Genomic DNA, 12710 nt, shown 5'->3' with positions numbered 1-12710 from the left:
GTCTTTGATGAGCGAGCAAAGCTATTACAACGAACATGGCGATGCCAAGTTGTACAATGTTGAAACCTGGCTCTATGAAGATTTTGAGATAGGTGAAAAAAGGCGCTCAATCCGGCGGACGATTTCCGAAGGTGAGGCCATGTTGTTCAACAGTCTTGTGCTCGACAACCATCCCTATGTCGCGGATGATATTTTCACGTCGGAAGAAGGCATATTCGGCAAACGGCTTGTCGCTGGTGCCATGGTGTTCAGCTATGGTCTCGGGTTGATGGCGAACAACAACGTCAACACGTTTTCCTATGGCTACGACAAGCTTCGTTTCATCAAGCCCGTCTTCATAGGTGACACGATCTATACCGTGCGCACGAACCTTGAAAAGCGTCCGAAATACGAAGAAATGGGCCTCGTTAAAGTGTCCTATCAGGTTTACAAGAACAAAGGTGAGCTGGCTCTCTATGCGGAGCATCTTCAGACGGTGAAGTATCGTAACCCGGAAAACTTCACGCCGGAAAAATGACGTGTTGAGAAGGGCGCGCAACCCGCCCTTGGCTAATTCAGGTATATGTCGGTATCAGCGCCGAGCGCAGGGCCACCCTGATCTGATTTTCCGGTTTCGCCATCTATCCGGATCGGGCACCGTGTTGTCTTGATCGCGGTTCCGTCGGGGGCTGTGATGGTCTGCAGCATATCGAGTGCGGCAAAACCTTCAGTGGCTATCAGCTCAGGCCAATCAAGCACTTTTGAACACCAGATGTCCGCCGGCTCAAGTCTTTCCAGCCAATAGGCAACAGTCTGCGCTGTCAGGTGGTCACGCAGCACGGCCTTGATCTCGTCCCGCCGCTTGAACGCCTCTTCCGGATCTGAAAGAGGTACGAGATCTTTGCAGTCCAACAGATCAGCCAAAGCCGAGATCGGTGCCATGGCGATTGCGATGTAACCATCCTGACAGGCGTAAATCCCATAGGGCGCTCCAACAGACGCATTTGCATTGCTGATCGCACTGCGTTTCGACATCGACCCGTCACCATTCAAGAATGCCGTAAACAGCTCGAATTGCATGTCTATTGCGGACGACATCAGGTCGACTTCAACCAATCCTCCGTTGCCGGTTTTTTCACGGCGAAGGAGGGCCGCCAAGACGCCCTGAACCAGATGGTTTCCGCAGGTGATGTCAAGAACCGCAAAGCCGGCAGGGATAGGGGGATGATCCAGATCTCCCGAGAGCCACGGCATACCGGTCAACGACTGGACCAGGAGGTCCTGACCCGGTTTCTTGACCCACGGACCCGTCGTGCCGTAGCCGGTCACGGCACCGTACACCAACCTGGAATTGATCTTCCGGACGTCTTCCCAGCCGAGCCCAATGCGTTCCATGACGCCGGGCCGGAAGTTATGGATCATCACATCGGAGGTCTTCAGGAGATCCTTGACCTTCTCAAGGTCAAAAGCGTCTTTCAGGTCAGCTGCGATACTCGCCTTGTTTCGATTGATCGTGTGAAACAAGAGACTGTCCGGGCCCACTTTCTGATCTGAAATGACGAGTGTTCTACACAGATCACCGATGCCCGGCCGCTCGATCTTGATGACTTCTGCGCCGAGATCTGCCAGCCGGAGTGCTGCCATCGGACCTGCCAGAAACTGCGCGAAATCCAGTACTCTCAATCCTTCCAGAGGCTTCACCGGGCTTGACTCCGTTCTAATCGTATATAAAACAGTTTTTTATATACCAATACATCGCTGAGCGCCGCGGTTCAAGTTTCCTGGCGCTGAATTTTCGAACCCCTTCAAGAACCCGGAGCGTTTCCATGTCTGAGAACACACAGCGGGCTGCCTATTATCGTGGAGACAAAACCTTCTCTGTGGAGCGCAAACCGGCAGAGGCCCCAGGTCTGGATGAGGTTGCTGTCCGCATTGGCTATTGCGGTATCTGCGGCACGGATTTGCATGTCTATCATGGCAATATGGATGCTCGCGTCGGCTTCAGCCGGATCATCGGTCATGAAATGTCCGGAACAGTAGAGGCGTTGGGCGAACGTGTTCGTGGCTTCACGATCGGACAGAAGGTTGTTGTGCGCCCATTGGACCATTGCGGTGAATGCCCCGCCTGCAAGGCCGGCCACACGCATATTTGCCATAACCTGAAATTTCTGGGCCTCGATACCGATGGCGCCATGCAGGAGGTCTGGAACGTCCCGGCGCATACGCTTCATCCATTGCCGGATGAGTTGCGGCTCGACCACGCGGCTCTGATAGAGCCGTTGGCGGTCGCCTGCCATGACGTTCAAAGGGCAAAAGTCGCGAGCGGAGAAAATGTCCTCGTTATCGGGGGCGGCCCCATCGGTTTGCTCGTCGCTCTGGTGGCCAGAGAAGCCGGAGGCAATGTGCTCATCAGCGAGATCAACGACATTCGTCTCGCCTATGCCGCTAAGCTTGGATTCGACATCATCGATCCGAAGTCACAGGACCCGCTCCATGTCGTCAACGAGATGACCAAGGGTAAGGGAGCAGACGTCGTTTTCGAAGTCTCAGGCAGTCAGCCCGGTGTTGACCTCATGACGGCGGCGGCCGCTGCCCGGGCAAGGATCGTCATGGTCGCGATCCACGCAAAAAAACCGGAAGTCGACATGTTTCAGTTTTTCTGGCGCGAGCTGGAACTTCTGGGCGCACGGGTTTACCAGCCTGAAGACTATGACGAAGCCATCAGGCTTTTGACGGAAGGCGTCGTGGATTGCGCATCATTCATCACGGATATCAGGCCGCTGGAGCAAATTCAGAGCGCCTTTGAAGCGCTGACAACAAATCCCGAAGCCATCAAGTCCATGATCCGGGTAAACGAGGAAAGTGACGCATGAGTGTTCTGCAAAGTTTTGATCTTTCGGGAAAAACAGCACTGGTAACGGGGGCAAAGCGTGGCATCGGCAAGGCGATGGCCGTTGCGTTGGCAGAGGCCGGCGCGGATATCATCGCCGTGAGCGCGACACTCGAGGCGTCCGGCAGTGATGTCGAAAGGGAGGTCACCGGACTTGGGCGGCAGTTCCATGGCTACCAGTGCGACTTTGCCGACCGGAGCGCGTTGAAGTCGTTTGCCGAGACGGTGAAGCGGGGGCATCCGGTCGTCGATATTCTGGTCAACAACGCCGGGACGATCAAACGCGCGCCCTTGGGTCAGCACGGTGACGACATCTGGGATGAGGTCATCGAAGTCAACCTGTCGTCTCAGTTCATTCTGACACGGGAAATCGGTGGCGGCATGGTTCAGCGCGGCAGTGGCAAGATTATCTTCACGGCTTCGCTTTTGACCTTCCAGGGTGGGATTACCGTTCCCGGTTACGCGGCCTCCAAAGGCGGGATCGGCCAGCTGACCAAAGCCCTTGCAAACGAATGGGCTTCAAGCGGTATCAACGTGAATGCAATCGCACCGGGGTATATTGCGACCGACAACACGGAAGCGCTCCGCAACGACCCTGTCAGGTCAAAATCCATCCTGGAACGCATCCCCGCTGGCCGCTGGGGAAAAGCGACTGACTTTGCCGGACCAGCCGTTTTCCTGGCCTCTTCTGCCTCGGACTATATGCATGGAACCGTGATGACGGTCGATGGTGGCTGGATGGGGAGGTAACTTCCTCTATTTGCACGAAATACCGTTGTCAGCGCTCCTGCCACTCAAGTCGTGTGGCGGGAGCGTTTTACTTTCAGGACATCCCTAAGATCCCAAGGCAGAAGTGATGATTGCGCCGCAATTCCGGGCATCAAACCGTGTTATGCGCTCAACCGAGAGCCTCATTTTTCTGAAGCATATTTAAAAATAAGTTTTACAAGTGAATTCTTTGGTGGTAATCCATACTGGAGGGCGTCCGTCGGTCTTGAGGGAGTAAGGGATCGAATTCGGCGAGTTTCGCGCAAGACGAAACCCCGCAGACGCGCCAAAACTGGAGGATATCGTCATGAATTTGATCCGGTATGCCGTATTGGGTGCCGCAATGGTCGCCGCGACGGGTTCGGCAAGCGCAAAAGAGGTCGGCGACGTCATCGGAGATCTGCCGCCCGAACTGCAGGCTGAATACGAAAACTCATCTACACCCGTTGGATTGCCTCAAGTCCCGAAAGTCGCCGGAGACGGAGCGCTGCTCTGGTGCCATTCAGAGAGCTATCAGGGAAATCCCTGGCGCGTAGCACTGACAAACGAGCTGAAGAGGCTCGTTCAGGGTCTTATCGATGAGGGTAAGGTTACTGAATTCAAGATGACGGATTCAAACGGTGACGTTGGTCTGGAGATCTCAAACATCCGAAGTCTGATAGACGCGGATTGCGATATCATCACATCTGTCCCCGGCTCGCCAACCGGCCTGAATGCAGTTGTTGATGCGGCGGCCGAGGCAGGCATCCCCTTTGTGACGGCAGCGTCGACCGTCAGTTCTCCTAACGCCGTAAACGTGGACTCCAATTACTACAAATGGGGCTATGACATGGCGCGCAGCCTTGCCGAGGCCATCGGAGGCAAGGGCAATGTCGTCATGGTCGAAGGGATCGCAGGTGTCTCGATTGTCGATCAGCAGAGACAGGGAGCGCAGGCAGCTTTTGCAGAATATCCGGATGTGAAGGTCGTGCGGATGGTGAACGGCAACTGGACGCCGAGCGTCACCAAGTCCGTAATCCTGCAGACTTTGGCAACCAACCCGTCGCCGATCGACGGCGTGTGGACGACTGGATCCGAAACACGGGTCATTGCGGAGGCTTTTGCCCAGGCTGGCCGTCCGGTTCCGGTTGTTACAGGGTCGGTTACCGGCGATGCGCTGGGGTACTGGAAAGCCAATCCCGATGCGTTCAAATTCGAAGGTCACGCGGTGTTGCCGCAATGGATGGGACAGAACCTGTTCCGGGTCTCCTCGCGCATTCTTTCCGGTCAGGAACCAAAGCTCAGCACCTTGATGATCCCGATACCGAAAGTTCCCATGTCGTCATTTGACGCCTGGTACGCGGATTGTATGAAACCCGATTCCGCCGAGATCTTCCCTGTCAATCCTGAAGATCCTGTTCCTTCTCAAGTCATGAATGCGTATTTCGACAATTCCGAGCTTGCCCCGGGGTGGAACTATGCTGACGTTCCAGGCGCTTGCAACTAACCAGACGCCGAGGATGAGGATGGACGCTTGGCATGAGTAAGGTGCAACTCAGCTGCGAGAGCGTATCAAAGCGTTTTGGAGAAACGCAGGCGCTCCGCAGTGTGTCTGTTGATGTCCATGCTGGTCAAATCCATACAATCCTTGGAGAAAACGGATCGGGAAAGAGCACACTGGCGAAAGTCCTTGCCGGCGTCATTCCTGCCGACGAGGGTGAAATACGTGTCGGCGGGCAAGCCGTGCGCGGATCGACAAATCCGTGCAGGATGTTGGAAAGGGGGGTGGCGATCGTTCTCCAGGAAGTTCTCGTCGTTCCGAACCGCTCAGTGCTCGACAATATTGTGCTTGGGCAAGACGGGATCTTCCGTCGCTCGATGGCCGAAACTGAGAAAATCGACCTTGCTTTGCAGATATTGAGTACGTTGACCGACCGGGAGATTGCTTTGCATCGTCCGGTTGGTGAACTGCCGCTTCACGAGCAACAGATCGTCGTCATCGCCCGTGGTCTGGCGCGCAGACCCGACGTGCTCATTCTTGACGAAGCAACGGCATCGTTGGACCTGACGGACAGACAAAAGCTCTTTGCGACGCTCCGCGCGATATGCGACGCGGGAAAGTCCGTCGTGTTCGTGTCTCACAGAATGCCCGAGATCGTGGAACTTTCCGACAAAGTTCATGTTTTGCAAAACGGGGCGGTCGTTGCGGAGCTGCAGGGAGACGACATTAATCCTGCGACGCTGCTGGCAAAGCTGACACAGGAAGCCGTCAATGCTTAGCCGTCCGGCCGTTCTCACCGTTTCCGACCTTTGCCTGTTGCCTGGCAACGTCCCGATAAATGTCGACATCGGGGGCGGCCATATTGTCGGTCTCGCCGGGCTGGACGGTCATGGTCAGGACCTTTTCCTGCAAGCGCTCGCAGGACTGCACGCACCCCATACCGGTGCGGTTCGCGCGCATTTCGAGACCGGAAGTCAGACAATTGGCTCCTATGCGGATGCTGAACGTGCCGGGCTTGCCTATTTGCCATCCGACCGGAAGAAGAACGGCATTTTTCCGATGCTCAGCGTTGCAGACAATTTTCTGCTGGGGGCGGCCAGGGAGTTTGCCCCAAATGGATGGATCCGCAGCGCATCAGTCCGCGACAGACTTGAAAAATTCCGTCAGGAACTCGCTATTTCCTTTGCATCTACCAAGACACCCATTCGCAATCTTTCGGGAGGCAATCAGCAAAAGGTCCTGTTGGCGCGCGTCATGGCTTCAAACCCGCACGTGTTGTTGCTGAACGATCCCACACGGGGTGTCGATATTCAGACACGTCATGCGCTTTACCGCTATTTCCGGCGAGCGGTAAGCGATCTGGGCACAACAATTGTCGTGTTTTCGACCGAACTTGAAGAACTGACTGAGCTCTGCGATGAGGTACTTGTCTTTCGGGACAACGGGGTTTTCGCCAGGTTGAACCGCGCGGAGCTCTCCCTTGATAGCCTGATGCAAGCCATGTTCGGGGAGGGGGCTGGCTCATGAAGTTCAATCCCGGCAGTCTTGTGGAGGCCAAGTTTGCCCTGGGTCTTTTCGTAATCCTTCTTTTCGTGACCATCCTTGTGACCCCGAACCGGTTTGCGGTCGAAAACCTGGGCACCACTTTGGGATTGGTCGCGCCTCTCATGCTGGCCGCGGCGGCGGCCACACCGGTGATCCTGGCGGGACGGGAAGGGATCGACATTTCGATTGGTCCGCTGATGGGGATGATCTCGGTCCTCATTGTCAAAGGCCTGGTTCTGGACCTCGGGATCGCTTCGCCGCTTATCATCATACCCGCAGCACTTGCCATCGGCGCAATTGGCGGTGCTGTGAACGGATTTCTCGCTATTTTCCTGCGTGTCCAGCCCATTGTGGCAACACTCGGCACCTACCTCGTTCTGGCAGGCCTTGCGACATGGTATCTGCCATCCCCGATTGGTCCTGCACCTGGATGGTTGGTGTCCCTTTCAGAGGAATGGTCCATCCTGCCCTTGCTTGCCGCTGCGGCCTTGTGGCTTGCCGTCAAGGTTTCCCCGCTGCACGGGCATATCCTAACCATCGGCGGCGAGGACAGGGCGGCCTATGCGGCCGGACTGAATGTCGGTCTCGTGAGGTTTCTAGCCTATGTTCTCGGCGGTCTGTTTGCCGGGTTGGCGGCAATTTCACTGACCGCGCTTCTCGGATCCGCGGATGCCCAGGTCGGGCCGAATTACACCCTGTTGGCGATCGCCGCTGCCGCACTCGGCGGCGTCAGCCTTGCCGGTGGAAAAGGCGGCATCGCGGGAGCAGCCCTTGGTGCCCTGGACATCTTCCTCATTCAGAACCTGATCACCTATCTGAATGTGTCACCGTTTTTTCTGCAGATCACCTACGGCCTCGTGCTGGTGGTTGCGGTGGCTTTGAATTCGCAGGTGATCGCTGGAAAATTCAAGAAGAGGCGGGCACTTTGATCATGCAACGGAACGTCAACAAGGCTGTTCTTGCCTATGGCATGGTCGCCTTGATCTTCGCAATGGGAGCGATCACCGTTGAAGGATACACATCCGTCTTTTCCATCAGGGCAATACTTGTCATAGCGTCCTTCCTGATCATTGCGGCTGCCGGGCAGACGCTTGTCATGTTGATAGGTGGCATCGACCTGTCAATTCCCTTTGTTGTCGGATTCGCGAATGTCGCCGTGGCGCAATTGTCGTCCCAGGGCATACCCTTCGGCGTGGCTATGCTTGTTACCTTCGCGCTTAGCCTTGCGGTCGGCATGTTCAACGGTGCACTGTCTTCGGTGTTGAGGGTTCATCCTCTCATCATCACCCTTGGAACGGGAACTGCACTGCTGGGAGCCGTGCTTTTGTGGACCAAGGGTTATCCAACAGGAAGTGCGCCGGACTACATCAGCGATTTTGTTTCTATCGGACAGTCGATCGGTCCGATCCCGGTGCCAATGCTCGTTCCGGCAACGCTCTTGCTGGCCCTGTTGCTTTTCCTTTTGGAGCGCCGCACGCTCCTCGGACGGCAGATCTTTGCGTATGGCGCCAATCCAACGGCCGCACCACTTGTGCGGATCAGCTCCTTGAAAGTCTGGGTGTTCTGCTTTGGCGCGTCGGCATTGCTGGCGTCTGTGACCGGGGTTCTGCTCCTCGGATTTTCCGGTGCTGCCTTTGCCGATGTGGGACGGCATTATCTGTTTCAGACCATCGCGGCTGCAGTGATCGGCGGAACCGCGCTTTCAGGTGGACAGGGTGGTATCACGGGGACTGTGGCGGGCGCCCTTGTGCTGACTCAGCTTAACACCGTTCTCATCGGTCTCGGGTTCGACCAGTCAGTTGTCCAGGCGCTTTTGGGCGTATTGATCGTCTGTGTCGTGGCGATTTATGGGCGTCAACCTCATCTTCGCACCGCGATCTGAGCTCAAAAAGAGGGATAGCAGATGGTTTTGCATATGTTCGTCGGAAGCTGCAACGTTCCAACCCCCTATTTTGGCAGTGCGAACGGTGATGGTGTCTCCGTCTTTCGGTTCGATGCGAGCACCGGAACGGCCGTGCCGGTGACTAGTTACAACGGCATCGACAATCCGACCTACCTGTCAACGACGCCCGAAGGCAGACGCATTTTCGCAAACTCGGAGCTTTTCGGGAAGGCTCAGGGCCACGTTACGGCACTTGAATTTGATCCCGAGACCGGTGCGATCATTCATCTGGACATGGTCGCGAGCCGGGGCAGCATCACGTCGCATAACTCCTTGAGCAATGACGGCCGGCACCTGCTGGTCACCAACTATGCGCTTGGTTCCGAAGGCCCCGACAAGTCGGTCGCCATCTTTCCGATTACCGAAACGGAGGGTATCCATCCCGCCTGCTCCAGCGCTGTCCATGAAGGGACGGGTGCGCATCCGGAGCGTCAGGAAAGGTCACACGCACATTTTATCCGGCAAATGCCCGACGGCAGGCTTGCGGTCGCTGATCTGGGGATCGACAAAATACTCCTCTATCACCTGAGCCCGAACGGAGCGCTTGAGTGGGACTGCTCCTTCGATATGCCGGACGGCATGGGACCTCGCCACTTGGCCTGGACGGGGGACGGCAGAAAAATGTTCGTCGTTGGTGAGCTTGACAGCACGCTTGCCAGCCTCTCGGTCAGCCCGGGACAGCCGCTTGAACTGGTGGACATTGTCCCGGCGATCGACGGGGAAGCTGCCGTAGGCAACCACTGCTCCGATATCCAGATCTCACCGGATGACAGGTTTCTTTACGTGGGGAACCGAGGTGCAAACGTAATTTCCGTTTTCGCCGTAGAAACGGATGGCCGCCTGACCGCCGTCCAGACAATTTCCTGTGGCGGTGAAACGCCGCGAGCCTTGGCACTGAGCCCCTGCGGAAACTGGCTATTGTCGGCAAATCAGGATTCAGATCACATTGCTGTCTTTTCCCGCAATGCGCAAAACGGCCATCTTAAGCCTGGACCGGCCCAGATAGAGCTGGGCACGCCAATGTGTATCAAGTTCGCTGAATGCTGAGCATGTAACGCCATCTAACGAGGTCAGTGTCGCTTCGTAGCCATTATGATCCTCGCCATGCTCCTTAACAGATCGGGGGCCACTTCAAGGGAGGGAGGATCGTCTTTAAGTGCAAGAAGTGGCAGATCTGCGTTTTGTGCGCCAACCGACCAATCCCATCAATCCTAATCCGCCTGCCAAAAGCGGCAGCGCCCCTGGAAGTGGTATAGCAACCGAAGCGACCGAAACTGCGTTATTGGGAACGTCGAAATCCAATAGGCCCACGTTCAGCGAGGCTAGATTGGGCGCCGTCCCATCGCTGAACTCAAACAACACGCTTGCCGCAATGATAGACAGTGTTCCACCGACCGAGATGTCTTGCGCATCGCGCACAATCACATCTCCCAGCGACGCAAAGGTTGCGTCGCCAAGCACTGACAACGCGGTGATTTCCAGAGCCCCGCCAGTTGACACCGTCACATTTCCGCTCGGAGCCAAGAAGCTTCCGGTCAGTGCGTTTGAATCGACAAATGTTAAGTCGCCGCCGGTGGCTGAGAAATTTCCGATGTTCAGATCGTTAGCGCTATCGGTTAGCGTTATCGACGACCCTTCAATATTTGCCGTGCCGGAAACAGTTAAAGGACTAACCTGAAACACCCCATCGCCAACCGCCACGTCAAAATTCGTGTGAGAGCCCCCGATTGTTGTTGCATTCACTGAAGTAACGCAAAACAAAGTGCAGATTAGAGTCGTTAAATAACCCAGAGTGAGATACTTAAAAATCATGTTAAAAGCCTGAATTCATTATAATTTTGACGAAATTTTGAAAGATTTTAATTTCAACTTCGAGAATTGGCAAGTTGATTTCTTCCTCATCACGCACAAACATCAGTCAGGTTTGTGCGCGCGGGACCCAGTTCCGTTTCGCTGGAAATGTCCGCCAAGCGCCATTTCTCGCCAACACCATTGAATGACGACTTCGGATCATCTTGAGGCACTTCAGAGAGAGAAAGCGGGGTCTCATTCTTGCAGTGTAACAGTCACTGAATGAAGGAAAGTTGGTGTGATTCATGCCTCCTGAAACAGTCCAAAGCATGCGGTACGAATTCACTGACGCCGGTGGCGCGTCATCGAACCTGTCATTCTCCGCAGATCGATCGGCGCTTCACACTTGGATGACAGGCGCGTCCTGAACGGTCTCTTTCGGGGCTTGAAGTCCAGCGCCCAAGGCAGGTCTTCACCGATGCTATGGGCCTTCCAAACCTGAGCATTTTGTTCCGAACGGCTACACCGAACGCGCGAAAGAACTGTCTATGGAACCAGGCGAGCTCCCGATCCAAACGTGGCAGGAAAAACGTAGTGATACTCGTAGCCAACTATGCTACTCTACCACGTCAACATAAGTATTTAATAAAGTAACGTTTTCATATCTTAAAAAAACGAAAAACATCAGTGGGCTTTTACGCAATCTACTTCATTGACACGGATCAAGGAGTCGGGTGATGTCTTTCAACACTATGTCACTGCCGCAAAGCGTTCAGAATGTTTTTTATAATAACAGTATAACCGATTGGAATGTTTTGTATTGGGCAGCTCGAAATGCTGGGATTTCCGATACGAACAAGATCGCAGATCTGTTGTTCTATCACGCCCACAAAGAACTCGTTTTCCCGGGCGGCAGTATGGCCCTTCAACCCGGCATCAAGAATTACAATTCGTTGGTCGCCGAATGGAAGAAATACAAGCAATTTGCACAAAGCCTGGCGCATGGAACACCTGAGACGACGACGACCACCGCTTCGCAGGACTTCTTGGATGATCTCGGCGTTGAATATGAAGACTTGATTTACGGGAAGCCGGCAGAAGGTTGGACAAGCCACGCACTGGGCCAAAAGATCCAAGAATCGTGGGGACGTGAAGTAGCCGACTACTGTCGAAAAAAACCCTCATCTGAAACGAGACCATCAGCTGCGATATTCAGCCTATCAGAAAGCGTCAGCACGCATTTGGGAACAGCCATTGTCTGGAAGTGCCGGAGCCCCCGCGAATATTGCAATTGCCAGAACAAGATTATGGTTGTTGGACTACTGCGTTCCGAAAAAGACTACTGGCTTCGCCAAACTGCAAACAACGCGGTAAAGTCAGCAATACTCTGCGAAACCGCGCAGGCCGCTGTGAGAGATTACCGACGCTGGGTCGTCGCTCATCAAATGTGTCCTCCTGAAGCGTACCAGAAACTGTATTCTTTAAGTCAGGACGCAACATATCAAATGTTCTTGGGTATGTTCCGCCTCCTGAGCCCGCAAAACGCCTCGCCTGTTGGAGGCAATATGTATGCTGGAGGGCGATCTGTCGGAAATGCAGTCTCAAGCCAGGTGACGGCCACATCGTCGGTGCCGAATTATGTTTATCAAATCGTGTCGTTTACGGAGGATTGAAGCGGCAGTTCGCCCATTCCGTGCGTGCAAGCTTGTTCATTGCATTGTGCGTTCGGTGCTATCTGGCTGTTGAAGGCTGGCGGACTTGCCGAAGCAGCGAGACGCTTTCATGCCGCAGTGTGTGTGACCGTCCTCTGCGTTGCCAACACTGTTTCGATTTCGTCGCATGGCTTGGCACCCTGAGCGTGACCCTTCGCAGGCTTTCCATTTGGGCCTCGTTTGCCGAACTTTATTCCGTGTCGGAGCGAACGAATGTCAGTGGCTGATCATCCAGGGGCGCTTGGACGGAAAGGTTTTACTTCCGTCAGCCTTGTAGACCGCGCTGGAACGGAAGTTTCCCTTTGAACCGGAACAGCACGAACAGCCAGCTGGATGGCGTTTGCGCGTTTCTCTGCTGACGTCTTCACGTTCCGACTTTGTCGAAAACTTGGGGTTATGCCGAGCGGCTTCGTTGCGCTGATGTGCCTGCCTGTCGCTGGAAGAAAGACCGGACATGTTGGGTGCCTGAAGGATGGCGCGTGGCGCTTCAGCCTTGCAGGCGGGACACATGATCGGCGCATCATGCTCGGACATGGGCCGGCGCGCTGATATCGGACCGCAGGTTGCGCAAAGATAGTCGTAAAGGGGCATGAGATCGTCCTC

Annotated in this window: 13 protein-coding genes; 10 read left to right on the top strand and 3 right to left on the bottom strand. The window is 55.0% G+C overall.

The genetic code is table 11. The annotated features are described in order from the left end of the window. The first annotated feature begins 7 nt into the window (after window positions 1-7). Window positions 8-517, top strand: coding sequence for a MaoC family dehydratase (locus tag ABVF61_RS07745; RefSeq protein ID WP_353992936.1), 510 nt, complete (start codon window positions 8-10; stop codon window positions 515-517). Between the two features lie 32 nt (window positions 518-549). Here the strand turns inward: ABVF61_RS07745 and ABVF61_RS07740 are convergent, their stop codons facing one another. Continuing rightward, window positions 550-1680 carry a CaiB/BaiF CoA transferase family protein gene (locus ABVF61_RS07740; RefSeq protein ID WP_353992935.1) on the bottom strand — a complete coding sequence of 377 codons (1131 nt, stop codon included), beginning with the start codon at window positions 1678-1680 and terminating at the stop codon, window positions 550-552. 125 nt (window positions 1681-1805) lie between these two features. Here ABVF61_RS07740 and ABVF61_RS07735 point away from each other — a divergent pair, with 125 nt between their 5' ends. From ABVF61_RS07735 to ABVF61_RS07700, 8 genes are all read left to right on the top strand, one after another. Beyond that, complete coding sequence (locus ABVF61_RS07735) at window positions 1806-2852, top strand: zinc-dependent alcohol dehydrogenase (protein ID WP_353992934.1); 1047 nt, start codon at window positions 1806-1808, stop codon at window positions 2850-2852. Next, the gene (locus tag ABVF61_RS07730) at window positions 2849-3619 is read left to right on the top strand and encodes an SDR family NAD(P)-dependent oxidoreductase (protein WP_353992933.1); all 771 of its coding nucleotides are present in this window, start codon (window positions 2849-2851) and stop codon (window positions 3617-3619) included. Before ABVF61_RS07735 ends, ABVF61_RS07730 begins: the two co-directional genes overlap by 4 nt. Before the next feature lie 325 nt (window positions 3620-3944). Then, entirely contained in the window at window positions 3945-5123 is a 1179-nt protein-coding gene (locus ABVF61_RS07725) for a substrate-binding domain-containing protein (protein ID WP_353992932.1), read from the top strand. 32 nt (window positions 5124-5155) lie between these two features. Next, window positions 5156-5896 carry an ATP-binding cassette domain-containing protein gene (locus ABVF61_RS07720; RefSeq protein WP_353992931.1) on the top strand — a complete coding sequence of 247 codons (741 nt, stop codon included), beginning with the start codon at window positions 5156-5158 and terminating at the stop codon, window positions 5894-5896. Then, complete coding sequence (locus ABVF61_RS07715) at window positions 5889-6644, top strand: ATP-binding cassette domain-containing protein (RefSeq protein ID WP_353992930.1); 756 nt, start codon at window positions 5889-5891, stop codon at window positions 6642-6644. The genes ABVF61_RS07720 and ABVF61_RS07715 overlap by 8 nt, the downstream gene beginning before the upstream one ends. Next, window positions 6641-7591 (top strand): ABC transporter permease, encoded by a 951-nt coding sequence (locus tag ABVF61_RS07710; RefSeq protein ID WP_353992929.1) that lies wholly within the window; start codon window positions 6641-6643, stop codon window positions 7589-7591. Before ABVF61_RS07715 ends, ABVF61_RS07710 begins: the two co-directional genes overlap by 4 nt. Window positions 7592-7593: 2 nt before the next feature. Beyond that, window positions 7594-8544, top strand: a complete 951-nt coding sequence (locus ABVF61_RS07705; protein WP_353992928.1) for an ABC transporter permease — start codon at window positions 7594-7596, stop codon at window positions 8542-8544. A gap of 21 nt (window positions 8545-8565) precedes the next feature. Continuing rightward, on the top strand, window positions 8566-9651 hold the full coding sequence (locus tag ABVF61_RS07700; RefSeq protein ID WP_353992927.1) for a lactonase family protein: 1086 nt from the start codon (window positions 8566-8568) through the stop codon (window positions 9649-9651). Window positions 9652-9756: 105 nt separating this feature from the next. Here the strand turns inward: ABVF61_RS07700 and ABVF61_RS07695 are convergent, their stop codons facing one another. Next, window positions 9757-10416, bottom strand: a complete 660-nt coding sequence (locus tag ABVF61_RS07695) for a hypothetical protein (RefSeq protein WP_353992926.1) — start codon at window positions 10414-10416, stop codon at window positions 9757-9759. A gap of 716 nt (window positions 10417-11132) precedes the next feature. Here ABVF61_RS07695 and ABVF61_RS07690 point away from each other — a divergent pair. Further along, entirely contained in the window at window positions 11133-12068 is a 936-nt protein-coding gene (locus tag ABVF61_RS07690) for a hypothetical protein (RefSeq protein WP_353992925.1), read from the top strand. Between the two features lie 255 nt (window positions 12069-12323). On the opposite strand, the gene ABVF61_RS07685 is transcribed toward ABVF61_RS07690, so the two are convergent. Beyond that, the gene (locus tag ABVF61_RS07685) at window positions 12324-12698 is read right to left on the bottom strand and encodes a zinc ribbon domain-containing protein (RefSeq protein WP_353992924.1); all 375 of its coding nucleotides are present in this window, start codon (window positions 12696-12698) and stop codon (window positions 12324-12326) included. Window positions 12699-12710: the final 12 nt, after the last annotated feature.

The organism is Roseibium sp. HPY-6, assembly GCF_040530035.1.
Classification (GTDB): Bacteria; Pseudomonadota; Alphaproteobacteria; order Rhizobiales; family Stappiaceae; genus Roseibium.
This window is presented reverse-complemented; position numbering and strand designations above follow the sequence as displayed.